Annotated in this window: 20 protein-coding genes; 17 read left to right on the top strand and 3 right to left on the bottom strand. The window is 40.9% G+C overall.

The genetic code is table 11. The annotated features are described in order from the left end of the window. Positions 1–129 precede the first annotated feature (129 nt). From recA to mutL, 13 genes are all read left to right on the top strand, one after another. On the top strand, positions 130–1,173 hold the full coding sequence (gene recA, locus M1D84_RS10565) for a recombinase RecA (RefSeq protein ID WP_024424111.1): 1,044 nt from the start codon (positions 130–132) through the stop codon (positions 1,171–1,173). A gap of 143 nt (positions 1,174–1,316) precedes the next feature. Next, positions 1,317–2,492 (top strand): serine hydrolase domain-containing protein, encoded by a 1,176-nt coding sequence (locus tag M1D84_RS10560; RefSeq protein WP_024424110.1) that lies wholly within the window; start codon positions 1,317–1,319, stop codon positions 2,490–2,492. 233 nt (positions 2,493–2,725) lie between these two features. Continuing rightward, complete coding sequence (rny, locus tag M1D84_RS10555; RefSeq protein WP_003211958.1) at positions 2,726–4,288, top strand: ribonuclease Y; 1,563 nt, start codon at positions 2,726–2,728, stop codon at positions 4,286–4,288. A gap of 90 nt (positions 4,289–4,378) precedes the next feature. Beyond that, on the top strand, positions 4,379–5,173 hold the full coding sequence (locus M1D84_RS10550) for a TIGR00282 family metallophosphoesterase (protein WP_024424109.1): 795 nt from the start codon (positions 4,379–4,381) through the stop codon (positions 5,171–5,173). Between the two features lie 202 nt (positions 5,174–5,375). Next, on the top strand, positions 5,376–5,636 hold the full coding sequence (gene spoVS / locus M1D84_RS10545) for a stage V sporulation protein SpoVS (RefSeq protein ID WP_003211281.1): 261 nt from the start codon (positions 5,376–5,378) through the stop codon (positions 5,634–5,636). A gap of 201 nt (positions 5,637–5,837) precedes the next feature. Next, a complete protein-coding gene (locus M1D84_RS10540) occupies positions 5,838–8,882 on the top strand; it encodes an efflux RND transporter permease subunit (RefSeq protein ID WP_332284373.1) in 3,045 nt (1,014 codons plus the stop codon). Positions 8,883–9,056: 174 nt separating this feature from the next. Further along, complete coding sequence (gene tdh, locus M1D84_RS10535) at positions 9,057–10,121, top strand: L-threonine 3-dehydrogenase (RefSeq protein ID WP_332284371.1); 1,065 nt, start codon at positions 9,057–9,059, stop codon at positions 10,119–10,121. Then, the gene (locus M1D84_RS10530; RefSeq protein WP_257802848.1) at positions 10,121–11,299 is read left to right on the top strand and encodes a glycine C-acetyltransferase; all 1,179 of its coding nucleotides are present in this window, start codon (positions 10,121–10,123) and stop codon (positions 11,297–11,299) included. Before tdh ends, M1D84_RS10530 begins: the two co-directional genes overlap by 1 nt. Before the next feature lie 150 nt (positions 11,300–11,449). Continuing rightward, positions 11,450–12,976, top strand: a complete 1,527-nt coding sequence (gene miaB / locus M1D84_RS10525) for a tRNA (N6-isopentenyl adenosine(37)-C2)-methylthiotransferase MiaB (protein WP_024427027.1) — start codon at positions 11,450–11,452, stop codon at positions 12,974–12,976. Between the two features lies 1 nt (position 12,977). After that, the gene (locus tag M1D84_RS10520) at positions 12,978–13,412 is read left to right on the top strand and encodes a RicAFT regulatory complex protein RicA family protein (RefSeq protein WP_008358013.1); all 435 of its coding nucleotides are present in this window, start codon (positions 12,978–12,980) and stop codon (positions 13,410–13,412) included. Positions 13,413–13,878: 466 nt separating this feature from the next. Continuing rightward, complete coding sequence (gene cotE / locus M1D84_RS10515; protein ID WP_024424105.1) at positions 13,879–14,424, top strand: outer spore coat protein CotE; 546 nt, start codon at positions 13,879–13,881, stop codon at positions 14,422–14,424. A 124-nt stretch (positions 14,425–14,548) separates the two neighbouring features. Then, positions 14,549–17,125 carry a DNA mismatch repair protein MutS gene (mutS, locus tag M1D84_RS10510; protein WP_332284369.1) on the top strand — a complete coding sequence of 859 codons (2,577 nt, stop codon included), beginning with the start codon at positions 14,549–14,551 and terminating at the stop codon, positions 17,123–17,125. 21 nt (positions 17,126–17,146) lie between these two features. After that, positions 17,147–19,048 carry a DNA mismatch repair endonuclease MutL gene (gene mutL, locus M1D84_RS10505; RefSeq protein ID WP_087978924.1) on the top strand — a complete coding sequence of 634 codons (1,902 nt, stop codon included), beginning with the start codon at positions 17,147–17,149 and terminating at the stop codon, positions 19,046–19,048. A 36-nt stretch (positions 19,049–19,084) separates the two neighbouring features. Here mutL and bslA read toward each other — a convergent pair whose 3' ends face one another. Next, complete coding sequence (gene bslA, locus M1D84_RS10500) at positions 19,085–19,609, bottom strand: biofilm surface layer hydrophobin BslA (protein WP_024424102.1); 525 nt, start codon at positions 19,607–19,609, stop codon at positions 19,085–19,087. A gap of 123 nt (positions 19,610–19,732) precedes the next feature. Continuing rightward, positions 19,733–20,137, bottom strand: a complete 405-nt coding sequence (locus M1D84_RS10495; RefSeq protein WP_024424101.1) for a hypothetical protein — start codon at positions 20,135–20,137, stop codon at positions 19,733–19,735. Between the two features lie 68 nt (positions 20,138–20,205). On the opposite strand from M1D84_RS10495, the gene M1D84_RS10490 reads away from it, so the two are divergent. The 4 genes from M1D84_RS10490 to M1D84_RS10475 all read left to right on the top strand — a co-directional run bounded on the left by M1D84_RS10490 (position 20,206) and on the right by M1D84_RS10475 (position 23,552). Next, positions 20,206–20,463 carry a hypothetical protein gene (locus M1D84_RS10490; protein WP_024424100.1) on the top strand — a complete coding sequence of 86 codons (258 nt, stop codon included), beginning with the start codon at positions 20,206–20,208 and terminating at the stop codon, positions 20,461–20,463. Positions 20,464–20,708: 245 nt separating this feature from the next. Further along, positions 20,709–21,182, top strand: a complete 474-nt coding sequence (locus M1D84_RS10485) for a CarD family transcriptional regulator (protein ID WP_024424099.1) — start codon at positions 20,709–20,711, stop codon at positions 21,180–21,182. Between the two features lie 310 nt (positions 21,183–21,492). Beyond that, positions 21,493–22,242, top strand: a complete 750-nt coding sequence (locus M1D84_RS10480) for a poly-gamma-glutamate hydrolase family protein (protein WP_024424098.1) — start codon at positions 21,493–21,495, stop codon at positions 22,240–22,242. Between the two features lie 161 nt (positions 22,243–22,403). After that, on the top strand, positions 22,404–23,552 hold the full coding sequence (locus M1D84_RS10475) for a Rap family tetratricopeptide repeat protein (protein ID WP_024424097.1): 1,149 nt from the start codon (positions 22,404–22,406) through the stop codon (positions 23,550–23,552). Between the two features lie 89 nt (positions 23,553–23,641). Here M1D84_RS10475 and M1D84_RS10470 read toward each other — a convergent pair whose 3' ends face one another. Beyond that, on the bottom strand, positions 23,642–24,967 hold the full coding sequence (locus M1D84_RS10470) for a S8 family peptidase (protein ID WP_332284364.1): 1,326 nt from the start codon (positions 24,965–24,967) through the stop codon (positions 23,642–23,644). Between the last annotated feature and the right edge of the window lie 64 nt (positions 24,968–25,031).

Genomic DNA, 25,031 nt, shown 5'->3' with positions numbered 1-25,031 from the left:
TAGAAAACACTCTTTTCTTAAGAAATCTGCCAAGAAAAAAATCGAATATGTGTTCGTTTTTTTCTTGGCAAATGACGTAAAACAAGGTATAGTATAGATAGTGGAATTGATAAAGGAGGAAACAATAGAATGAGTGATCGTCAAGCAGCCTTAGATATGGCTCTTAAACAAATAGAAAAACAGTTTGGTAAAGGCTCTATTATGAAACTAGGAGAGCAAACAGATACACGTATTTCAACAGTACCTAGTGGTTCGTTAGCACTTGATACTGCGCTTGGAATAGGCGGATATCCCCGAGGCCGTATTATCGAAGTATATGGTCCAGAGAGTTCTGGTAAAACGACAGTAGCCCTTCATGCCATTGCTGAAGTTCAGCAGCAGGGAGGACAAGCTGCATTTATTGATGCAGAGCATGCACTCGATCCAGTTTACGCTCAAAAACTAGGTGTCAACATTGATGAACTGTTACTTTCTCAGCCGGATACAGGAGAGCAAGCACTTGAAATTGCAGAAGCTCTTGTCCGCAGCGGGGCAGTTGATATTGTTGTTATTGACTCTGTAGCTGCTCTTGTACCAAAAGCAGAGATTGAAGGAGATATGGGTGATTCACATGTTGGTCTTCAAGCACGTTTGATGTCCCAAGCACTTCGTAAACTATCAGGTGCTATCAATAAATCAAAAACAATTGCCATCTTTATTAACCAAATTCGTGAAAAAGTTGGGGTCATGTTCGGTAACCCTGAAACAACGCCAGGTGGACGTGCGCTGAAGTTCTATTCGTCTGTTCGTTTAGAAGTGCGCCGTGCTGAACAGCTGAAACAAGGCAATGACATTATGGGGAATAAAACGAGAATTAAAGTGGTCAAAAACAAAGTAGCACCGCCATTCCGTATTGCCGAAGTAGACATTATGTACGGTGAAGGGATCTCAAAAGAGGGAGAAATCATCGACCTTGGAAGCGAGCTAGATATCGTACAAAAGAGCGGTGCTTGGTATTCTTACCAAGAGGAACGTCTTGGACAAGGCCGTGAAAATGCGAAACAGTTCCTAAAAGAAAATAAAGATATCATGCTGATGATCCAGGAGCAAATTCGCGAACATTACGGTTTGGATAATAACGGAACAGTGCAACAGGAATCTGAAGAGGCGCTAGAACAATTAGAATTAGAATAAAAATTAAATCAGTATGAAATGATAAAAAAGGCTGGGTGAAAAAACTCAGCCTTTTTTATTTTGCAAAAAACTTTCGACAACTTTTTCAGTATTTCATCCGTCTAAAGTGTACAAAATGGCATTTATTTTGGGAGGAAAAACTAATGACAAGCCCGACCCGCAGAAGAAATGCAAAACACAGCCGGAAACAACCAAGTCAGAGGGGAAAACTTGTGCTTGTTTTTTTAGCAGCGATGATTTGCTTAACGATGTGGAATGTGCTTCATCGAAATAGTGAAGAGAAGAACCCGTTTCAAAAAACTGCAGTAGCTTTAGAAAACAGCCAGAATAAAGAAGTTAAAAGGAAAACCGCTAAAATATCAGAGAAACAAATCAAAACAGTGGACCGTAATCACAAAATCAGCAGTTATTTAAATGGGATCGGTTTCAGCGGAACAGCCATGATTGTTAGAAATGGAGAAATCGTAACAAATAAAGGTTTTGGTTATGCAGACCGTAAACAAAAAGTTCGAAATAATCCTTTGACATCTTTTTATGTCGGTTCGTCACAAAAAGCGCTGATTGCAACCGCTATTTTGCAGCTTGAGGAAAAGGGGAAACTTCAGACAAGTGATTCGGTAAGCACGTATTTACCTCATTTCCCTAACGGACAAGCGATTACTTTGAAAAATCTGCTGACACATACATCGGGAATAAACGGACATATTGAAGGAAACGCCGTAATTACTCCGGACGAATTAATAAAAGACATAGAACGTCAGGGAATTAATCGTCAGCCGGGTGTATGGGGCTACAAGGATTCAAACTATTCTGTTCTTGCTTATATTGTTGCTGAAGTGAGCGGTGAGTCCTATGAACAATATATAAAGAATCATATTTTTAAACCGGCGGGGATGACGCATGCAGGCTTTTACAAAACATATGAAAAAGAACCTTATCCTGCTGTCGGGTATAAGCTGAAAGGCAGCAAAGCGGTTACACCGTATATGCCCGATCTATCTCAGCTTTACGGTGCTGGAGATATTTATATGAGTGCTATAGATATGTACAAATTTGACCAAGCCCTGATAGACGGCAAACTGTATTCGCAGAAGAGCTATAAAAAAATGTTTACGCCAGGAAGCAGTTCCACATACGGAATGGGATTTTATGTTGCTCCCGGTAGCTATTCAAGCCATGGTGTCGTGCCGGGCTTTAACATTTTGAACAGCTTTAGCAAATCTGGACAAACCATCGTTGTTTTGTTCTCAAATATACAAAATAACACTAAACTGGGCCAAGTGAACAATAAAGTATATCAGCTGCTGAATCAAGAATAATTCTGATCTGCTTTTGCAAACGCTAAGATGGCTAGCTTGACAAGTATTTCCGACACAATTACAATGGGAATGTATCACTTGTTTTTCTTAACATGATTGATAACTAATTTAAACTTGACAAGGGCAGTGAGGATCTCATTCCCTGTGAAGGCCCTGTATGTTGAGACACAAAACAATGTACATGCCGACACTTTATTTGTAAAACCAAGTTCATAGCAAGAGGAGGTGAAAATATGTCGCCTACGATGTTTACGATCATCTCCATTTTGCTGAGCCTAATCTGTTTAGTTGTTGGCTACTTTGTTCGTAAAACCATTGCAGAAGCAAAAATATCCGGCGCAAGAAACATGGCCGAACAAATTGTTGAGGATGCAAAGCGTGATGCGGAAGCATTGAAGAAAGAAGCGCTCTTGGAAGCGAAAGATGAAATTCATTCGTTTCGTGTAGAGGCGGAGCAAGAAGTTCGTGAAAGACGAAATGAGCTTCAAAGACAAGAAAACCGTTTACTTCAAAAAGAGGAAAATCTTGATCGCAAAGACGAATCTTTAGATAAACGGGAGTCCCTGTTGGAGAAGAGAGATCATTCTCTGAATGAACGACAACAACATATTGAAGAGATGGAAAGCAAAGTGGATGATATGATTCGTTTGCAGAAAGCCGAGTTGGAACGTATTTCAAGTCTAACTCGAGATGAAGCGAAACAAATCATTCTGGATCAAGTTGAAAATGAGCTTTCCCACGACATTGCAGTCATGACGAAAGAATCTGAAAACCGAGCGAAAGAAGAGGCTGACAAAAAGGCGAAAAATATTCTTTCACTTGCGTTACAGCGTTGTGCAGCTGATCATGTGGCTGAAACAACGGTATCTGTAGTCAATCTTCCAAATGATGAGATGAAAGGTCGTATTATCGGACGTGAAGGACGAAATATCCGTACGTTAGAAACGTTAACAGGTATTGACTTGATCATAGATGATACACCTGAAGCTGTTATACTATCGGGCTTTGATCCGATTAGACGTGAAACAGCGAGGATAGCTCTGGACAAGCTAGTCCAGGATGGCCGCATTCATCCTGCACGAATTGAAGAAATGGTGGAAAAATCACGCCGTGAAGTCGATGATTATATCCGCGAGATGGGTGAGCAAACGACATTCGAAGTCGGAGTTCACGGTCTGCATCCGGATCTGATCAAAATTCTCGGCCGCTTAAAATTCCGTACAAGTTATGGACAAAATGTCCTGAAGCATTCAATTGAGGTTGCACATCTTGCAGGTCTCATGGCTTCAGAGCTTGGAGAAGATGCAAAGCTTGCAAAACGAGCAGGTCTTCTGCATGACATTGGAAAAGCCATTGATCACGAAGTAGAAGGAAGCCACGTAGAAATTGGCGTTGAGCTTGCGACGAAATATAAAGAGCATCCTGTTGTCATCAACAGTATTGCCTCTCACCACGGTGACCAAGAACCGACATCTATTATCGCTGTTCTTGTTGCGGCAGCTGATGCATTATCTGCAGCACGCCCTGGTGCAAGAAGTGAGACGCTTGAAAATTACATTCGGAGACTTGAGAAATTAGAAGATATCTCTGAATCTTATGAAGGTGTTGAAAAATCGTTTGCGATACAGGCTGGACGTGAAGTACGTATTATGGTGAAGCCAGATTCAATTAATGATCTTGAAGCTCACCGTCTAGCAAGGGATATTCGTAAGCGAATTGAGGACGAGCTCGATTACCCTGGTCACATTAAAGTGACAGTCATTCGAGAAACTCGCGCAGTAGAGTATGCAAAATAGAGCGGTGCGCTTAGCGCCGCTTTATTTTTTTGTGTAAATATGCAACACTGATAAGAAGATCAATTTAAAAGAGAAAGGGTTCAAAAGCGCATGAAAATTTTATTTGTTGGAGATATTGTCGGTTCACCTGGCAGAGACACACTGAAAGAATATTTGCCAAAGCTAAAGAAAAAATATCAGCCGCACTTTACCATTGTCAACGGAGAAAATGCTGCTCACGGGAAAGGTCTAACTGAAAAAATCTATCATGAGCTGCTGCAAGCAGGAGCTGATGTGCTCACAATGGGCAACCATACATGGGATAAAAGAGACATTTTCGATTTCATCGATGATGCAGCTAATATGGTCCGTCCAGCTAACTTCCCAGAAGGCACACCTGGAAAAGGTCTCACGTTTATTAAAAAACAAGGAAAAGAATTGGCGGTCATCAACCTGCAAGGACGTACGTTTTTACCGCCAATTGACTGCCCATTTCAAAAAGTAGATGAATTAATTGCGGAAGCATCCAAACGGACACCGTTTATTTTTATTGATTTTCATGGTGAAGCCACAAGCGAAAAACAGGCGATGGGCTGGTATACAGACGGCCGTGCATCATGTGTTGTTGGCACGCATACACATGTTCAAACAGCAGATAACCGCGTATTGCCAAAAGGAACTGCGTATATTTCAGATGTCGGGATGACAGGGCCTTATGATGGCATTTTAGGTGTTGACCGAGAAACGATCATTAAACGATTCAAAACAAGTCTCCCAGTCCGGTTTGAAATTGCAGAAGGCCGCACGACGTTAAGTGCAGTAATCGTAGAAATTGACGAACAGTCGAAAAAAGCTGTCAAAATTGATCGAATTTTGATAAATGATGACCATATTTTCTTTGAATAAATGTTCACATATTTATTTCAGAAAAATATTAATCAGAAAGAAGGAATATGCGCCCTCTATCGTGAATATAGTAAAAATGGTAGGTAGCCTGCTATTTTTGAAAAACATTTTGGGGATGGATTTTCAAAAAAATAGCATCATCTAACAAAGATTGTTCTAATGAACACTCACTTATCCATTGTAAATTTAAGGGGGAGCAGAAATGGAAATTTTAAAAGTTTCAGCAAAGTCAAATCCGAATTCAGTAGCAGGAGCATTAGCCGGCGTTTTACGTGAACGCGGTGCAGCGGAAATACAAGCAATCGGCGCTGGAGCACTGAATCAGGCGGTTAAGGCTGTCGCCATTGCAAGGGGATTTGTCGCGCCAAGCGGAGTGGATTTGATATGCATTCCAGCCTTTACTGACATTCTGATCGATGGAGAAGAAAGAACAGCCATCAAATTGATTGTTGAACCACGATAATTCTAATTTTATTATTTTCAACCTGCTTACATCATGTAAGCAGGTTGTTTTTGTTTACCGCTATACATTTCTTATATAACATATTCAGTTTGTGAAATAGATAAAATGACATATTAGAGCTTGCATTTTTTCACCGTGATGATAAATTAAGATTAAGTTGAATTTACTTCATCAAAAATAAATATTTAAGTAGGTGAAATAATGTTTGAAGCTTTTTTGAAAAGAGGAAAGCTTGTTTTTATTTTATTTTTTATCGTTCTCATTGCTGGCGGCTATTTATTCGCGCAGCTTCCTAAACGAGAACTTCCAGAATTCGAGGCGAATCTCGTCACGATTTCTACCGTTTTTCCTGGTGCAGATGCAAAACAGGTGGAAAGAGATGTCACCAATAAACTGGAATCAGCCCTATCAGATATCAATGGTATAGAGAAAACGAGCTCGGTTTCTGCCATTGGTTTCTCAAATATTGTGCTTGAAATTGAGGACCAAGCCGACTTTCAAAAGGTGGCAAGTCAAATTAAGAATGAAACCACAAGTGCTGCGTCGTCTTTTCCTGACGGGGTGATGGAGCCGGAAGTAAAGGATGAATTCGGCAGCGTGCCGGTTGGCTCTTATATGATTGTGTCAAGTGAATCATCGGACTTAGCAAAAAGTCAGCAATCGCTGCGTGCATTGAAGGAAAAAGTAGAGGACATCAAAGGGGTAGACAGTGTCATTATCAAAGGCTTCAATGACAAACAAGCAATATTAAACTTAGATTCAAACAAGCTCGAGGGTGAAGGGCTCAATGTAACTGATGTCACAAATGCCATCAATCAGGAATTTGACACATCTCCACTAGGCGATATTCGGGCAGGCAAAGAGAAGGTGAAGCTGTCCATCGATACATATGACCGCTTAGATCAAGTTAAACAAATTGAGCTTTTCTCAAAAACAAAAAGAGAGCCGGTCACAATTAGTCAGCTTGGCAGTTTAAAAGAAGTAGAAAAACAGAAAAGTGATATTGTGTCGTATAACGGAAAGCCCGCTTATTCATTTACTGTGAATATTAAACAAGGGCTTGATATTCCTAAAATGTATGACAAAGTCAGTGATGTCATTGAGAAAGAAAAGCAGCTGCCAAATGGGGTGGAGTGGGTAGACTACTATTCACAAAAAAGTGAAGTGGATACCATTTTCAATGATTTAATAAAAGAAGCCATTGTTGCTGTCATTGCTGTCATAATTGTTACCACACTTGGACTCACGATTGGCGGGGCGTTTATCGTTTCACTCGCCATTCCGCTATCCATTACAATTGGAACGATTCCGCTGCCATTTTTACAAGTGGACCTCAATCAAATTTCGATCATCGGCTTTATCATTGCTTTAGGGATACTTGTCGATGATGCCATTGTCGTCAATGATAATATTTTAAGACAAATGAAAAAATACGAAAGTCCGCTTAAAGGAACAATTGCAGGGGTGAAAGAAGTCGCAGGGTCCATTTTGACATCAACACTAGCTGTTGTGTTTGCCTTCCTGCCGCTTGTATTCCTATCAGGTGCAAACGGTTCATTTATTCGGGCATTACCGTCTGTTCTAGTGACGACTGTGCTTGCGTCCATGGTGATTTCTCTGACACTTGTACCGGTCTATCAATATACTGTGAACCGGAAAAGAAAGAACAAAAACAGTCAAAAAGAGCCGGGATTCCTAGGGAAACCATTAAAAAGGCTGGCTGATTTCTATGCAGACCGTGTGCTGACAAACATTGTGAAGCGGCCGCTCGTTATTGGACTAAGTGGTTTGCTCGTTGCAACACTTGCTTTTTTACTTATTTTCGTCACACCATTTGAATTTTTCCCTGCGGCGAATAAGAAAGAAGTGGTCGTCACTGTCACGCTTCCAAGTGAAACAACTTTAGACAAAACAAATGAAACATTAAAGAAAATAGAACAAGAGATCAAACAGCAAAAAGGCATTGAAGAAACGGCGATTTTTGCAGGCGGCGGTGTGCCGAACCTGTTTAATGAAAGTATTTCAAATGCAAGTGACCACACGGGTCAGGTTGTCGTGAGAGTAGACAATGATCAGATGACAAGTAAGGCATTAATAGATCGTATGACCGAGCCTTTGCGAGAGACATTCAAAGAGGCTGAAATCTTTATGAAAACCATTGTACAAGGACCGCCAACTGGAGCGCCAGTGACAGTAACGGTTGCGGGTGACTCTTTTTCAAAGCTCATTGATGTCAAAGAAACGCTGACAAATGAAATGAAAGACAAAGGAGCAAGCTTGATTACGGATGATGTCAATCAGCCGGTGAAAACGATCTCTTTTGAATTAAACCGTGAGCGGATGGCAGAGGATGGGCTCAGTGCTCAGTTTGTCAGCAGACAGCTTGGTCTTGTGACAGAAGGGATGCCATTAGGTACCTTTCAACAAGGAACGAATGATATCGATTTAGTGGTGAAACAGGATATAGGCACACATCAAAATGGTTTAAAGCTAAAGGAAATGAAAGTGCCTGTGAAGACAAATGAGGACGGTATGCCTCAACTTGAGCCGCTTAGCCGATATGTAAAAGAAAAAGAAACAGAGCAGTACGAAAGCATTCCACATGAGAATGGAGTTCCGACCATTACGCTGAAGGCGTATCCCGGCGCATCAGATTCGTTTAAAGACGATATGAAAGAAGTCGTCAATCAAGTGGGGAAAAGCGCTGCAGCGAAGGATTTGACCATTTCACAGGGTGGAGAAAATGAAAATCAGACCCAGTTCTTTATTGAAATTAGTCTCTTATTTGCAGTAGTCTTGCTGCTCATTTACGTGACCATCGCTTTCCAGTTCAATTCCTTAATGCTTCCGCTGTTAGTTCTAGGAACGGTTTACTTAGCCGTATCAGGAGCCATTATCGGACTGTTTGTCACACAAACACCATTCAGCTTTATGGCAACAATGGGGATTGTCTCATTGGCTGGTATTGTCGTTCGAAATGCGGTCGTCCTATTCGAATTTATTGAACAGCGGCGCAAGCAAGGGTTTGATCAACAGACAGCTGTCATTGAAGCAGGAAGAGCAAGGATTAGACCGATTCTCTTAACAGCATTTACGGCACTTGTTGCACTAATGCCTGTTGCATTAAGTCATGATCCACTCTTTAAGCCGCTGGCCATCTGTATTGTATCAGGTGTGTTTTTCTCAACAATACTGACATTATTCATTGTGCCAGCACTATATGTTGCCGTTTCAAAGAAACGCTGATGATGAAAGCAAATCTCCGATCGAAAGGAGATTTGCTTTTTTTTTAGGAAAATATCCAAAAAAATATGTGGGGTGTTCATTTGTCTTTTTCTGGTGGACAGTGGTATTTACGGCTAAAATAAGTCGTGTTAAAATCTGATTGGGAGAAGTTTTTTAACAAAGGGGTTGTACGTCATGTGTGGAACGATGAAAGCAATTGTTAAAAAAGAAAGCGCTTACGGAGCGGTGATGATGGAGATGCCGATTCCAGAAATCAGAGATCATGAAGTTTTAATCCAAGTGAAAGCCACTTCGATATGCGGAACAGACGTGCATATTTATAATTGGGATGACTGGGCTAAGGGAAGAGTCAAAGCGCCTTACATTTTTGGACATGAATTTACAGGGGAAGTTGTTAAAGTGGGGAAGCAGGTCTCACGAGCAAAGGTAGGGGACTTTGTATCGGCTGAGACGCATGTTGTATGTAATCAATGTTATATGTGCTTAACAGGGCAGCAGCATTTGTGCAGTGAAACGAAAATTTTAGGGGTAGACATTGATGGCTGTTTTGCTGAATATGTCAAAGTACCTGAACAAAATGTGTGGCATAATCCAGCTCAAATGCCGGTTGAGCTTGCCTCTATCCAAGAGCCGCTAGGAAATGCAGTCCATACTGTACTGCACACACCTGTATCAGGTAAATCAGTGGCGATTTTTGGCTGCGGACCAATCGGTTTAATGGCAATCGCTGTCGCAAAAGCCTCCGGGGCTGTTCAAGTGTTCGCTGTTGATAAAAATGAATACAGGCTCGATCTTGCCCGAAAAATGGGTGCAGATCATATCGTGGATATTGGAAAGGGTGATCCAGTCGCGATAATTAAGCAGCTCACGCGGATGGAAGGGGCAGATGTGATGTGTGAGATGTCAGGTCATCCAGCTGCCATTAATCAAGCACTCGAAGCTTGTGCAAATGGGGGGAAAGTCAATATACTAAGCTTGCCAGAACGGCCAGTAACAATTGATATTACGAATCAAATTGTTTTTAGGGGATTAACCGTGCAAGGGATCACGGGGAGAAAAATGTTTGAGACGTGGCGTCAAGTATCTGAGCTATTAAGAACGAATACCATTGATGTAAAGCCGGTTGTCACTCATACACTGCCATTTGAAGAGTTCGAAAAGGGATTTGAACTTATGCAAAGCGGTACGTGCGGGAAAGTCGTACTGATGATGCCATCATATCAAAGGGGGAAGAAATGATGAAAGAATTCACGTATTTACAAGATGAATTGGACACAATGAAGCAGCAAGGCACCCACCAAACTTTGAAAGAGATCGACTCAAAACAATCATCCACTGTGACATTAAATGAACAATCTGTCATACAACTCTCCTCAAATAACTACTTAGGCCTCACCTCACACCCAAGGCTGATGAAAGCAGCAAAAGAGGCAATCGATGAATTCGGTGCGGGTACAGGATCTGTACGTACCATCGCCGGCACAATGACGATGCATGAACGTCTTGAAAAAAAGCTTGCTTCATTTAAAAAGACAGAAGCAGCACTTGTGTTCCAATCAGGCTTTACGACCAATCAAGGGGTCTTATCCAGTATCTTGACAAAAGATGATATTGTCATTTCGGATGAACTGAATCATGCATCAATTATTGATGGCATCCGATTAACAAAAGCAGATAAAAAGGTATACGGTCATTCCAATATGGAAGAGCTGGAGAAGATTTTGAAAAAATCAATGAATTACCGCGTCCGCCTCATCGTTACAGACGGTGTATTCTCGATGGATGGAGATATCGCGCCACTTCCTGAGATCGTCAGGCTCGCAGAAGCATATGATGCATTTGTAATGGTAGACGATGCGCACGCCTCGGGCGTGCTTGGTGAGAATGGCCGCGGGACGGTCAACCATTTTAAACTCGACGGCAGAGTGCACATTCAGGTCGGGACACTTAGTAAGGCTGTCGGAGTGCTCGGCGGCTATGTGGCTGGTTCAGCGGTTTTAATTGATTATTTAAAGCATAAAGCAAGACCGTTTTTATTCAGCACCTCTCATCCGCCAGCTGTGACTAGAGCGTGTGAAGAAGCGATTGAAGTGCTGTTAGATGAACCGGAACGAATCGATACACTTTGGGAGAACGCCGCTTATTTTAAAGAAAAGGTCATCAGCCTAGGATTTCAAGTCGCCCCAACAGAGACACCGATTATCCCAATCATGATTGGAGACGAAGCACTTACTTTTCGTTTCTCAAAGGCATTAATAGAACGAGGCGTGTTTGCCCAAGGCATCGCCTTCCCAACTGTAGCAAAAGGCAAGGCAAGAATTAGAGCCATCATCACAGCTGAGCACACAAAAGAAGAACTAGACCGGGCACTGACAATCATTGAAGAAGAAGCAAAAAAACTAAACATACTTGATTGAGAGAGCGCAGGCTCTCTTTTTTCTTTTTGTGAAAAATGGTTATGACTAATAGGCAATTTTCATAGAAGAACCGTATATGATTTATTTTCAATTCATCACAAAATAGTCTATACTGTAGGGTGGAACTTGGTTTGAAAGGAGTACAAATTCATGAATGAAGAGCAGAGAAAAGCGAGCGGACAAGTAAGTTCATCGGACAAAAAATCCGAGAAGGACTACAGCAAATATTTTGAAGCTGTGTACATTCCGCCTTCCTTAAAAGATGCAAAAAAACGGGGTAAAGAAGAAGTCGAATACAATCAATTTCAAATTGACGAGCAGTTTCAAGGGTTAGGAAACGGCCGCAAGTTTTATATTCGCACATATGGCTGTCAAATGAATGAGCATGACACAGAAGTGATGGCTGGTATTTTTATGGCGCTTGGCTATGAACCAACAAACTCAACGGAAGATGCAAATGTCATCTTATTAAACACTTGTGCTATTCGTGAGAATGCAGAAAATAAAGTGTTTGGAGAGCTTGGTCATTTAAAAGCATTAAAGCGTGAAAAGCCAGATTTAATTTTAGGTGTCTGCGGATGTATGTCACAAGAAGAATCTGTCGTGAACCGTATTTTGAAGAAACACCCATTTGTTGACTTGATTTTTGGCACGCACAACATTCACCGCCTGCCAGAGCTGTTATCTGAATGCTACCTTTCAAAAGAAATGGTCATTGAGGTTTGGTCAAAAGAAGGCGACGTGATTGAGAACCTTCCAAGAGCCCGTCAAGGTAAAATCAAGGGCTGGGTGAACATTATGTACGGCTGTGATAAATTCTGTACATACTGTATCGTGCCTTACACGCGCGGCAAGGAAAGAAGCCGCCGCCCAGATGAAATTATTCAAGAGGTCAGACGTTTAGCGGCAGAAGGATATAAGGAAATTACCCTTCTTGGTCAAAACGTGAATGCATATGGAAAAGATTTTGAAGATATGGAATATGGTCTTGGCCACCTGATGGATGAGCTGCGAAAAATTGATATTCCGCGTATCCGTTTTACAACAAGTCACCCGCGTGATTTTGATGATCACTTAATTGAAGTGCTTGCCAAGGGCGGAAACCTTCTCGATCATATTCACCTGCCAGTTCAATCCGGAAGTTCTTCTGTGCTGAAACTTATGGCGAGAAAATATGACCGTGAGCGTTACCTTGATCTTGTGCGCAAAATCAAAGAAGCTATGCCGAATGCTTCATTAACAACGGACATTATTGTTGGGTTCCCAAATGAAACAGATGAGCAGTTTGAAGAAACACTTTCGCTTTATCGCGAGGTTGAGTTTGATGCTGCTTATACATTCATTTATTCTCCAAGAGAAGGAACGCCGGCAGCGAAAATGAAAGACAACGTGCCAATGCGTGTGAAAAAAGAACGTCTGCAGCGCCTAAATGCACTTGTGAATGAAATTTCTGCGAAAAAAATGAAGGAATATGAAGGGCAGATTGTCGAAGTATTAGTAGAGGGTGAAAGTAAAAACAACCCTGAGATCCTAGCCGGATATACAAGTAAAAGCAAGCTTGTGAATTTTAAAGCACCAAAAGAAGCGATTGGCAACATCGTCAAAGTGAAAATCACACAAGCCAAAACTTGGTCTCTTGACGGAGAAATGGTTGGAGAAGCTATCGAGGTGAATTAAAATGACACTTTATTCAAAGAAAGAAATTGTCGAGCGTGCAAGAGAGCTCGCTAAAATGATTTCTGAAACGGAAGAAGTTGATTTCTTCAAAAAAGCAGAAGCGCAAATCAATGAAAATACAAAAATTTCAACGATTATTAATCAAATTAAGGCGCTTCAAAAACAAGCTGTGAACTTAAAGCATTACGGCAAACATGAAGCCTTAAAACAAGTCGAAGAAAAAATCGATGCCCTGCAAGAAGAACTGGATGACATCCCAGTGATTCAAGAATTCAAAGAATCACAAATGGAAGTCAATTCCCTGCTTCAACTTGTAGCGCACACGATTTCGAATCAAGTAACAGATGAAATCATTCTTTCAACCGGCGGTGATCTCTTATTAGGAGAAACCGGTTCAAAAGTAAAAAACTCATCACCAAGTTGCTCCATTAAATGAGAAAACCCCGCAGATGCGGGGTTTTTATTATATAGAATATATGTTATTTGTATTTTGCTACTGCATCAACAACAAAATGTTGATGCAGTAGCCCTTATATTTCGTAAAAAATAAATATTATATTGAAGTGTTATCAACTAAAAATGAATTGATTCTACAGATTAAAAGATTTGAACTGAAGCTCAATGCTTAATCCAAAAATGTTTATTATAATATTAAATTGTTTCATAATATCTCCTCCTTATATAAAGAAGGGCTACTATCTTTATTACATCAAATGACACCATTTCAGTCAACCCCAATCTCTCACTCTCCAACTTTTCCAATTTTCAAGGCAAGTTTATGGGCGACCATGCATACACTGAAACAGAAATGAATTTAATTGAACATGAAGTTCAAAATCGTGACACACTAGACGAATGCCCAGCATAAGATAAAACGATCAAGAACAAGGAGGCATGCCGGAATGTCTGAATACAGAGAAATTATTACAAAAGCGGTGGTTGCAAAAGGGAGGAAATTCACCCAAAGCACACACACCATTTCTCCATCGCAAAAACCAACCAGCATCCTAGGTGGTTGGATCATTAATCATAAGTATGATGCTGAAAAGGTCGGTAAAACCGTTGAGATCGAAGGAACATTTGATATTAACGTATGGTACTCTTACGCCGACAACACGAAAACAGAAGTCGTCACAGAGCGTGTGAAGTATGTAGACATCATTAAACTGAGATATAAAGATAAAAATTTCCTTGATGATGAGCACGAAGTAATTGCGAAAGTATTGCAGCAGCCCAATTGCTTAGAAGTGACCATTTCTCCAAATGGCAATAAAATTATCGTTCAGGCAGAGCGTGAATTCATTGCTGAGGTAGTCGGTGAAACAAAAATTGTCGTAGAGGTCGATTCAAGCTGGAAAGAAAAAGATGATCACGAGTGGGAAGAAGAAGTGGATGAGGAGTTAGAGGATATTCATCCAGAATTCCTAGCAGGTGAGACAGAAGAGTAAGGAATGACTAGGGCGCATATCCCCCTAGTTTTTTTGTGCCTGATCTAGGAGAAAAAAGGTGATTTTTTATGCTATAATTAGAGATGGTATGAATTCGAAAGTAATATAGTGAGGGATTAGAAATATGGCAAGTTATACGCCCATGATACAGCAATATTTAAAGATCAAGGCAGATTATCAAGATGCCTTTTTATTTTTTCGCCTAGGCGATTTTTATGAGATGTTTTTTGATGATGCAAAGGAAGCGGCGCAAGAACTAGAAATTACGTTAACAAGCAGAGACGGCGGCACAATTCCAATGTGCGGCGTTCCTTATCATTCTGCTTCTGCATACATAGAACAGTTGATTTCAAAAGGCTACAAGGTCGCCATTTGTGAGCAGGTGGAAGACCCTAAAACGGCAAAAGGTGTAGTCAAAAGGGAAGTCGTTCAACTGATTACACCAGGAACCGTCATGGATGGTAAAGGTTTAAGTGAAAACGAGAACAACTTTATTGCGTCTGTTACCAGCTTTCAAAATGGGTACGGTCTTGCGCTGTCTGATTTATCTACAGGTGAAAACATGGCGGCTTTCATCGATCGATTAGATGAAGTCGTATCAGAAATTTATTCTGTCGGTGCAAAAGAAATTGTGGTGTCAAAGCAGCTGGATGAGGAAACAATCAAAACCCTTAAAGAACGCTGCCAAGCGACCATTTCATACGAAGATAGTGATCAATTATTAGATGAAGCTGAACGGCTCGTTTCCCATCTAGACGAAAAGTTAAAAACGTCATTTTTAACACTATATGCCTATTTAAGAAGAACGCAAAAAAGAAGTTTGGATCATCTTCAGAAAGTTCAAGTGTTTGAACTTGAACAAACGATGAAAATCGATCTTTACTCAAAACGAAACCTTGAATTAACAGAAACGATTCGTTCAAAAAGCAAAAAAGGCTCTTTATTATGGCTGTTAGATGAAACAAAAACAGCGATGGGCGGCAGACTGCTCAAGCAATGGATTGACCGGCCGCTCATTCGCCTTTCGCAAATTAATGAGCGTCAGGAAATGGTGCAAATCCTAATGGATCATTTCTTTGAGCGAGAGGATCTGCGCGAACGATTAAAGCAAGTATATGATCTTGAGCGTTTAGCGGGCCGCGTGGCATTTGGCAACGTGAATGCCCGTGATCTCATCCAGCTCAAAGAATCCTTAAAACAAGTACCGGATATTAAACAACTCGTTCATTCATTACCAGAGGAAATGGCGAAATCAAGAGCGAATGAGATTGATCCTTGTGGTGACCTCCTTGATTTATTAGAAGATGCACTTCATGAAAATCCGCCGATGACAATAAAAGAAGGCAATCTGATTAAAGATGGCTACAATGCAAAATTAGATGAATACCGTGATGCCAGCCGAAACGGAAAGGACTGGATTGCACGGCTTGAACAGCAGGAAAGAGAATATACCGGCATTCGCTCCTTAAAAGTCGGGTTTAATAAAGTGTTTGGTTATTATATTGAAGTGACACGCGCAAATACACATCTGCTGGAGGAAGGACGTTACGAAAGAAAACAAACGCTTGCCAATGCAGAGCGGTATATCACACCTGAATTAAAAGAAAAAGAAGCACTGATTCTTGAAGCAGAATCAAATATTAACGAATTGGAATATGAACTATTTACAGCTCTCAGAGAGCAAGTAAAAGGCTATATTCCTAGATTACAGCTGCTTGCAAAACAAATGAGCGAGCTTGATGCGCTTCAATGCTTTGCGACTGTCAGTGAAAAGCGCCGTTATATCCGGCCGGAATTCTCAGAGGATGACGTGGATGTCAAAGATGGCCGTCACCCTGTCGTTGAAAAAGTGCTGGATCACCAGGAATATGTACCGAATGACTGCCATATGGGAAAAGGCAGACAAACCTTACTCATCACTGGACCGAATATGTCAGGGAAAAGTACGTATATGAGACAAATGGCGCTCATCTCGATTCTTGCGCAGATTGGCTGCTTCGTTCCTGCGTCAAAGGCGACGCTTCCAATCTTCGATCAAATCTTTACACGTATTGGTGCAGCAGATGATTTGATTTCTGGTCAAAGTACTTTTATGGTAGAGATGCTCGAAGCAAAAAATGCGATGGTGCATGCTACGAAAAACAGCTTGATTTTATTTGATGAAATTGGACGCGGGACAAGCACCTATGATGGAATGGCTCTTGCGCAGGCGATCATTGAATTTGTTCATGATCATATTGGGGCCAAAACCCTATTTTCTACACATTACCATGAGCTCACTGTCCTTGAATCCCAATTAAGCGAGCTGAAAAATGTTCATGTGCGAGCTGAAGAGCATGAAGGCACTGTCGTTTTCTTACATCAAATCAAAGAAGGTGCAGCTGATAAAAGCTATGGTATTCATGTAGCGCAGCTTGCTGAATTGCCTGATGCCATCATTAATAGAGCCCAGACTATTTTAACGGAGCTTGAGAGCGGATCACATGACGTGACCCCAACCGTATCTACAGCACCAAAAGCAGAAAAGACTGTAGAAAAACAGCAGCTTTCTTTCTTTGAAGTAGAAGAAAAACCGCAGCCGAAAGCTGCGCTAAAACAGAAGGATCAAGCGGTCATCGACGAATTAAAGTCTTACAACCTAATGGATATGACGCCGCTTGAAGCAATGACAAAGCTGTATGAATTGCAAAAGAAATTATAATGTAAGGTGAGGTGAGCAGAAATGGCAAAGATTATTCAGTTATCCGATGACCTATCCAATAAAATTGCTGCAGGTGAAGTGGTCGAGCGTCCGGCTTCTGTTGTAAAGGAGCTTGTGGAAAATGCGATCGATGCAAAAAGTACAGTCATTGAAATTGATGTAGAAGAAGCAGGTCTTTCTTCTATCAGGATTATTGATAATGGTGTTGGAATCGATGCTGAAGATTGTAAGCTCGCCTTCCAGCGCCATGCAACGAGTAAAATCAAAGATGAAAATGATCTGTTTCGTGTTAGAACGCTCGGATTCAGAGGAGAGGCGCTGCCAAGTATTGCATCCGTCTCTCACCTAGAAATGAAAACAAGTACTGGCGAAGGAGCTGGGACACACTTAGCTTTGCAAGGCGGGAAGATTATTTCAGAGAAAAAAACCTCTGGCCGCCGCGGCACTGAGATTGTGGTCACCAATTTATTTTACAATACGCCAGCCCGCCTAAAATACATGAAAACCGTTCATACGGAACTTGGCAATATATCGGATGTTGTCAATCGAATTGCGCTAGCTCATCCCGAAGTATCGATCCGTTTGCGTCATCAAGGGAAAGTCCTGCTACAGACGAATGGAAACGGAGATGTGCGTCACGTACTTGCGGCTATTTACGGGACAGCTGTGGCTAAAAAAATGCTGCCGCTTCACGTACAATCACTTGATTTTGAAGTGAAAGGATATATTTCCTTACCAGAAGTGACGAGGGCATCACGGAATTATATGTCTTCTGTTGTAAACGGCCGATATGTCAAACATTTTCCGCTCGTGAAAGCGATCCATGAAGGGTATCACACGCTGCTTCCGATTGGCCGTCATCCAATTACATTCATTGAGATGAAGATGGATCCCATTCTAGTGGACGTGAACGTTCATCCATCGAAGCTAGAAGTGAGGCTAAGTAAAGAACAGGAACTTCATGATCTGATTAAACAAGGAATTAAGGAAGTATTTCAAAAGCAACAGCTCATTCCAAGTGCTTCAGTACCAAAAAAAGCACCAATGCCAGCTGTGAAAAATGAGCAGCAATCCTTAACCTTTGATGCGAAACAAAGGAACGCAAGCCCAGCGGAAACACCGCTAACCTATCAGCCGGAGCCGCACGAGTCGGTCGTATACGAGACAAGTCATACCGATGCATACGGAATGCCTAAACAAGAGAAGGCAGAAGCATCATCACCAGTATTTTATGAAGAAGCCTCATCTGAGCGTGTTCATTTAGAGGAATCCGCCGCTTCACTTGAATATGAAGAGACGGTACTGCATGAAGATGTGACAGAAACGATTCCTGAAAACGAACGCGTCCCTGTGATGTATCCAATTGGGCAAATGCATGGCACATATATTTTGGCTCAAAATGAACGAGGGCTTTATATCATCGACCAGCATGCGGCTCAAGAGCGAATCAAGTATGAGTATTATCGTGAGAAGGTAGGAGAGATCGAACAGGAAGTGCAAGAAATGCTCGTCCCCTTAACATTTCACTACTCTAAAAACGATATGCTGATCATTGAAGAGCATAAGGATATTCTCGCGAAAGTGGGGGTCTTCTTAGAGCCCTTTGGTTCAGGTAGCTACATCGTTCGGTCGCATCCGCAGTGGTTTCCAAAAGGTGAAGAGGCTGAATTGATCGAAGAGATTATAGAGCAAGTGCTTGATGAAAAACGTGTTGATATTAAGAAACTAAGAGAAGAAGCGGCGATTATGATGAGCTGTAAAGGCTCAATCAAAGCAAATCGTCATTTGCGTCATGATGAAATCAAAGCCTTATTAGATGAACTTCGGCAAACGAAGGACCCATTTACCTGTCCGCACGGCCGGCCGATCATCATTCATCACTCCACTTATGAAATGGAGAAGATGTTTAAACGGGTGATGTGATATAAAAAAAGCGCTCTAATCAGAGCGCTTTTTTATTTAGCATCCGCAAGGATCTGGCGGTGTGACCACAACTGGCCGTGTATTAATATCAATCGTATCTTCTGCATAAAATGTGGAACCGATGCTGATGGCTCGATTTTCTGCACGGAACGTGTATGTACCTGCAGCAGGAAGTACTTTATGTGAAAGCTTTAATGTATATTTGGAAATTCCAAGTAAATCCAGTCTGAGCGGAATACGAACGGTTTGTCCGTTGTTCAAAATATAGCTGTCTTTTAATGCTTTGCCGTTCATAATGTCTTTAGTTGTTGCCTGGAAACCCTTTGGCAGAGTGAACTCAACCGCACCAAGACTTAGAACAGAATTTGGGCTGTATGTCAGCTCAATGTCAGAAAAAGACCATTCCTGCTTACTTGCTCCTGTAATTTTTGCGTAAAGTGCAGCTGGTTTTGCATTGGTTGTTGCTTTGCCGGCTTCCTCAGCAGATGCAGAAAGCGGTACTGACAGCGCCATAACCAATGTGAGCATCCCCATCATAAGAATCGTCCATGTTTTTTTCATTTTTTCCTTCCCCCTTGTTGAATATAGGTAAATAATAGATGATTACACCCATTATTTACCTATAATGTTACCATATTACCATATGGTATTAAATGGGATATTATACCCTTATTTTGTCATTCTTTAGTAATAGCGGGGAAATAGCGCATTTGGTTGATTCATTCCGTAATAATGGCCTGGCATTTGCTGGTTTGTTGGCATCATCATATGCATATCTTGATAACCATATGGATGGTGTGGCATCATCCCATATCCACCATAATGGCCTAGATGATGGTGATCCTTCATTGGAACATGCTTTGAAAAGGTATCATGCTGATTTGGGAACGGTGAATAAACTGAATGATGATGTGGATGGTGCGCGTTATACACATCTTTTTTGCCGCTATGATAATGGTTTGGCATATTCATATGATCATGCATGTTTGGCGCGATCATATGCTCATGATTGGCTGTATACACATTTTCAAATGTGTGATAGGGATTTTCTTGGTGATAATGATTCATTTGGCTGTTCATATCGTTCATGTATATCTCATCCTTTATGTCAGGTTGCCATATCCTATGAGACAGATCTGCTTCATGAGCCTATCCATATGAAAGAAAAAAACCGGCTTTTCAGCCGGGAAAAGGAAAAGCAGGTAAAGCGTCAAGCGTTAAATTGTGTAGCTGTGTCTTCTTCTGCGACGCTTTTTACATCTGCTGCAGACACTTTTAGGAAAATAACAGGGATCGTAGCTTCGAGAGGTATCCCAAAAATCGCTCTCAAACCATTTATCTTTTTTATGACAAAACTTTTTTTCTTTACATGGATCCTCATGGCAATGATCGTCATGCTTTTTATGGCAGTGTGAGTGGGAATGTTTGCACTTGCATTTGCACATTGTCATCCCTCCTAAATGTGACTCAATGCTAGTATATGCAAGAAAGAGTCATGAGGACTGGATGCTCATGCTTCTTTTATAAAAAAAGGCTTTTTCTAAAAAAACTCAAATAAAAAGAATTGACTAGTGCTAAATTAACATGATAAAATATAAATTTTTATCCTCTGACGAAATGTGTTATAATGATATTGTGAATACTTTCGGAGGTGGCGGATTTGTTTCAAATAGGTGATAAAATTGTTTATCCAATGCATGGAGCCGGTGTGATTGAAGGAATGGAAGAAAAAGAGATTTTAGGTAAGACACAGGAATATTTCCTGATTCAAATGCCGAATATGCAGATGATGGTCCCAAAAGGCAGAATCAATCAACTAGGTATACGTCCGGTAGCAGATCAAGCAACGCTGAAAGTTGTGATGAACAATTTTGCAGAAGAAACAAACGACGACACGCTTACTTGGAAGCAAAGATATGATGAAAATCTGAAAAAGCTAAAAACAGGTGCGATCGAAGATGGTGCAGACGTTGTGAAAGATCTAATGAGACGAAATCAGAAGAAAGCGTTAAATTCAAGTGAAAAGAAGATGCTTGAAGATGCAAGAGGCATGTTAGTGAGTGAGATTTCACTTGCACAGGGACTGACGCAAGATGAAGTGATGACAGCTTTAGAGAATGAATTAAGAATGTAATGATGATATACAGAGACTAGCTGTAAACTGAAGGGGACTACTTCTTTTGTTTACAGCTTTTTTGTTTGAAAAAAAGAGTAATATTGCCATTTTTGTAGGTGGTTTTAACTAAAATTGAAATGAGGTCATACGATTTAGTTTTTACGTTCACAACAAAAATTTAAAGACCTCTGAAATACCTAGATCATATGAAAAACAGGTAACTTCTCCTGATTCATTCAAATGAGCCGGACAACCTTTGAATTTTCTAAGCCATTGATAGTAAAATATTGCGGTAAGATGACACCTAAGAGAAAAAAGGAGCGGTGAAATGAAAAGGCTACTAATATGTGGATTCATCTTTCTTATTCTGTGTACTCTTTTAATGGTGAAATGCAGCCATTCTGTTCAAGAAAAAAAAGAGCAAAAGCAGCATCATCAAGAGGTAGAAAAGTATCGAAAAGAGCGAAAACAAGGCGATCAATATGAAAGCTTTAAACAGCTCATGCGATATGAAAGAGACGGTTATGAGATAGAATTTCACGAAAAGGGCGGAAGTGATTTACTTGTATTTTCTCCTCATGGAGGTGACATTGAACCAGGAACAAGTGAAATTGTAGAAGCCTTTCAAGAAAGCTACTCTACGTATTTGTTTGAAGGTACAAAGCAAGACAATAACCGGGACCTGCATATCACGAGTACCAATTTTGATGAACCCATTTTGGTTCAAATGATTAAAACGTATCCTTTTTCAATTTCCATCCACGGCTATAAAAGTGATAAAAGACACACGCTCGTTGGCGGCACAAATGAAAAAATGCAAAGAGCAGTTGTACGAGAACTAAAAGATCGGGGATTTTCCGCAGAAATGGTACAAAAAGGCGAACGGCTTTCTGGTACAGATCCCAAAAATATAAATAATCGAAATGCGAGTGGTGAAAGCGTTCAGCTCGAAATTAGTACAGCGCAAAGAGAAGCTTTTTTTGATAATTTTGAGACGAGAAAAGGAAAGAAAAAAGCATTTAGACGCTATATTAATGCATTAAAAGAAGTACTAAGAGAATTCGATCCGTCTGCGTAAAAAAGTTTGATGGGCAAAAGTACTCTATTTAAACTTGGTAAAAAAGATAGGAATATGCGATTTGAACATAAAATATGTAATAACTTACAATTTGCCTTGAAAACATAAATTATGTAAAATAATAGTTATCAGTTTGATATGATAGAATGGGGCTGAAGTGGATGGCACACAAAATACCATCTTCCGAAGTAGGTGTAAAGATCAATCAATGGTACACGCATATTTGCAAATTTGAAGTTGAACAGGCAAACGGCATGAAGCGCCTTGTTGAAGAAGAAATTCATGATATGGAAGAGGATCAAGATTTACTCCTATACTATTCTCTAATGGATTTTCGCCATCAAATGATGCTTCAGCACTTAGCGCCAGTCCATGCAGGGAGTGAAACGCTTCAAGCAGTGTCCTTTCCTAAAGAAATTGACGATGCAGAAGATGAAATGACAGGCTTACTCGGCTATTATTTTCATTTTTTTCATGGAATGTATGCGTTTATCCAGCGCCGGTATATCGAGGCCATTTCATATTACAAGCATGCGGAACATCAACTGATTTTAGTGACAGATGAGATCGAAAAAGCAGAATTTTACTATAAAATCGCAGAAGTATACTATCATATGAAACAAACCTATTTCTCCATGCACTACGCTAAAAAGGCAAGAGACATCTACAAGAAACATCAGCTTTATGGAAAAAGAAGCATTCAATGTGATTTTGTCATGGCAGGTAATTGGATTGATGTTAATCAGTATCAAAAAGCGCTTCCTTATTTAGAAAAAGCGTTAAAGGTCTGTGAAGCGATGGAACAAAAAGAATGCACATCTTACTTTAAAGCAATGGCTCTTAATAACTTAGGCACTTGTCATTATAGTATGGGAACGTACCATACAGCGACTGTCTTTTTTGAACAAGCCATTTCACTTTATCAGAAAGATCAAGCATCCACGATGATCAAATCGTTGTTTTCACTTGCCCTTACTTGTTTTAAACTCGGAGATATCAAGCGGGCGGGCGAGGCCATATCTACAGGAATGGAAGAGGCTTGTGTATTGGAAGATGAAATTTATCAGCTGAAATTCCAATTTTTGCAGGCGCTCTATATAGAGAAAGACGGCTGTGAGCAATTGAGGTCGGCCCTTTTTGGTCTGAGAAATAAAAAAATGTTTGCTGATTTAGAGGAATTAGCACTTGATGCGGCTAATTATTATAAGGAACGCGACATGTACAAGGAATCCTCCACTTTTTTTGAGATTGTGATCGAAGCGCGTACGCACATTCAAAAAGGAGATGAGATGTATGAGAACGAAGCATAACATGTCAGCTGCTCAAGTAGATGAAAGACTTCACACTTAAAAATGAGACAAACAACACCCTTTACGCAAAACGTAAAGGGCTTTTTTCTTTATTCTTTGATTGCTTTTTCTGCGTCAATTGCACCTGCTCCATAAACCATCGGGTCATCCCCAGACCACTTGCTTGTATTTTCTTTTAACAGGGTTTTGACTTCATCCGGTGTTAAATCTGGTGAATGCTCTAGTAGTAGAGCGCAAATACCAGCACAAATCGGTGTTGCCATCGATGTGCCAGATAACGTTGTATAATCATGATCGACTCTGCTTGATTTATCAAGTTTATCCAGAAAGGATCTTGGTGATCTGAGAGAAACGATGTTTACTCCAGGTGCGAGGATATCAGGCTTTGCCTCCCCGTAAACAGTTGGTCCTCTGCTTGAAAACGGTGCCACGACATCGTCACTTGATTCTGGTGTATTCCTGTCATCGTAGGCTCCGACCGTAATGACTTTTTGACTGACAGCAGGGCTTGCAATCGTCTGGCTGTTAGGACCAGAGTTTCCGGCAGCGACGCATACAACAATCCCTTGATCCCAAGCCGCATTGACAGCACGCACCATTGGATCGTCCTGTTCGTCATCATAACGCTGCGCAGCTCCGCCCAGCGACATACTGATAATATGAATCGGATCATCGGGGTTGTCTTCGTTGAATTGTATGCACCATTCAACACCTTCTATAATAGTAGAAAGTGAACCAGACCCTTGTTTATTTAACACTTTCACGCCAATCAGATTTGCTTTTGGGGCAGGTCCTTTGTATAAGCCGTCTGAGGCGGCTCCATCTCCAGCGACATCTCCCGCGCAGTGAGTACCGTGGCCATTATCATCATAAGGCTTTGTTTTTTGTTTGACTAAATCCACAAAATCTCGAATTCTTCCATCTAAATCTTCATGTGGATAAATTCCCGTGTCAATGACAGCGACCGTAATGCCTTCTCCTGTTAAAGTTGTCCCGTTTCGGATGACTTCTTCAGCATGGCTTGCTTCTGTGGCTACATCCAGCAGCGCATGAACTTTCCGGTCTAAATAAATTTTACGAATATGCTCACCATTTGCTAATAGCTCCTCTAAAGCAGCAGGCGTTAAATCAGCGGCACAGCAGTCGATATGTGAAAAATGCCGTCTTATATTTGTTTTTCTGCTTTCTTTCATGAGCTGCTTTGTGCTTTGAATCCCTGCCTCGGCTGCACCTTCCTTAAATTCAATGACCACACGAAGCTTCTTTTTCTTCTTCAGCCTGCCTTCGAAAAAACGATGAAGAAAGCATGGCGTCCATTTAAAAGGTTTATAAAGGTGAAGAACGGTCTCTCTTAAAGGCTGATCTAGTTTACTAGCATGTGTTCTGACCATTTGCACCATAGAAAATCCAAACATGTGATGCCCTCCATTCCAGCTATCCATTCTCGTACACTCTTACGTTATGAGAATGAGAACTGCT

Source organism: Bacillus sp. PK5-006 (assembly GCF_054161415.1).
Note: the sequence above shows the minus strand (reverse complement) of the source record. Positions and strands in the feature narration are given on the sequence as shown.

What these genes read in the sequence shown, in the direction of transcription:
- recA (WP_024424111.1), top strand. Translation starts at nt 130, where the DNA reads ATGAGTGATCGTCAAGCAGCCTTAGATATGGCTCTTAAACAAATAGAA.
- M1D84_RS10560 (WP_024424110.1), top strand. Translation starts at nt 1,317, where the DNA reads ATGACAAGCCCGACCCGCAGAAGAAATGCAAAACACAGCCGGAAACAA.
- rny (WP_003211958.1), top strand. Translation starts at nt 2,726, where the DNA reads ATGTCGCCTACGATGTTTACGATCATCTCCATTTTGCTGAGCCTAATC.
- M1D84_RS10550 (WP_024424109.1), top strand. Translation starts at nt 4,379, where the DNA reads ATGAAAATTTTATTTGTTGGAGATATTGTCGGTTCACCTGGCAGAGAC.
- spoVS (WP_003211281.1), top strand. Translation starts at nt 5,376, where the DNA reads ATGGAAATTTTAAAAGTTTCAGCAAAGTCAAATCCGAATTCAGTAGCA.
- M1D84_RS10540 (WP_332284373.1), top strand. Translation starts at nt 5,838, where the DNA reads ATGTTTGAAGCTTTTTTGAAAAGAGGAAAGCTTGTTTTTATTTTATTT.
- tdh (WP_332284371.1), top strand. Translation starts at nt 9,057, where the DNA reads ATGTGTGGAACGATGAAAGCAATTGTTAAAAAAGAAAGCGCTTACGGA.
- M1D84_RS10530 (WP_257802848.1), top strand. Translation starts at nt 10,121, where the DNA reads ATGAAAGAATTCACGTATTTACAAGATGAATTGGACACAATGAAGCAG.
- miaB (WP_024427027.1), top strand. Translation starts at nt 11,450, where the DNA reads ATGAATGAAGAGCAGAGAAAAGCGAGCGGACAAGTAAGTTCATCGGAC.
- M1D84_RS10520 (WP_008358013.1), top strand. Translation starts at nt 12,978, where the DNA reads ATGACACTTTATTCAAAGAAAGAAATTGTCGAGCGTGCAAGAGAGCTC.
- cotE (WP_024424105.1), top strand. Translation starts at nt 13,879, where the DNA reads ATGTCTGAATACAGAGAAATTATTACAAAAGCGGTGGTTGCAAAAGGG.
- mutS (WP_332284369.1), top strand. Translation starts at nt 14,549, where the DNA reads ATGGCAAGTTATACGCCCATGATACAGCAATATTTAAAGATCAAGGCA.
- mutL (WP_087978924.1), top strand. Translation starts at nt 17,147, where the DNA reads ATGGCAAAGATTATTCAGTTATCCGATGACCTATCCAATAAAATTGCT.
- bslA (WP_024424102.1), bottom strand. Translation starts at nt 19,609, where the DNA reads ATGAAAAAAACATGGACGATTCTTATGATGGGGATGCTCACATTGGTT.
- M1D84_RS10495 (WP_024424101.1), bottom strand. Translation starts at nt 20,137, where the DNA reads ATGAACGATATGAACAGCCAAATGAATCATTATCACCAAGAAAATCCC.
- M1D84_RS10490 (WP_024424100.1), top strand. Translation starts at nt 20,206, where the DNA reads ATGAAAGAAAAAAACCGGCTTTTCAGCCGGGAAAAGGAAAAGCAGGTA.
- M1D84_RS10480 (WP_024424098.1), top strand. Translation starts at nt 21,493, where the DNA reads ATGAAAAGGCTACTAATATGTGGATTCATCTTTCTTATTCTGTGTACT.
- M1D84_RS10475 (WP_024424097.1), top strand. Translation starts at nt 22,404, where the DNA reads ATGGCACACAAAATACCATCTTCCGAAGTAGGTGTAAAGATCAATCAA.
- M1D84_RS10470 (WP_332284364.1), bottom strand. Translation starts at nt 24,967, where the DNA reads ATGTTTGGATTTTCTATGGTGCAAATGGTCAGAACACATGCTAGTAAA.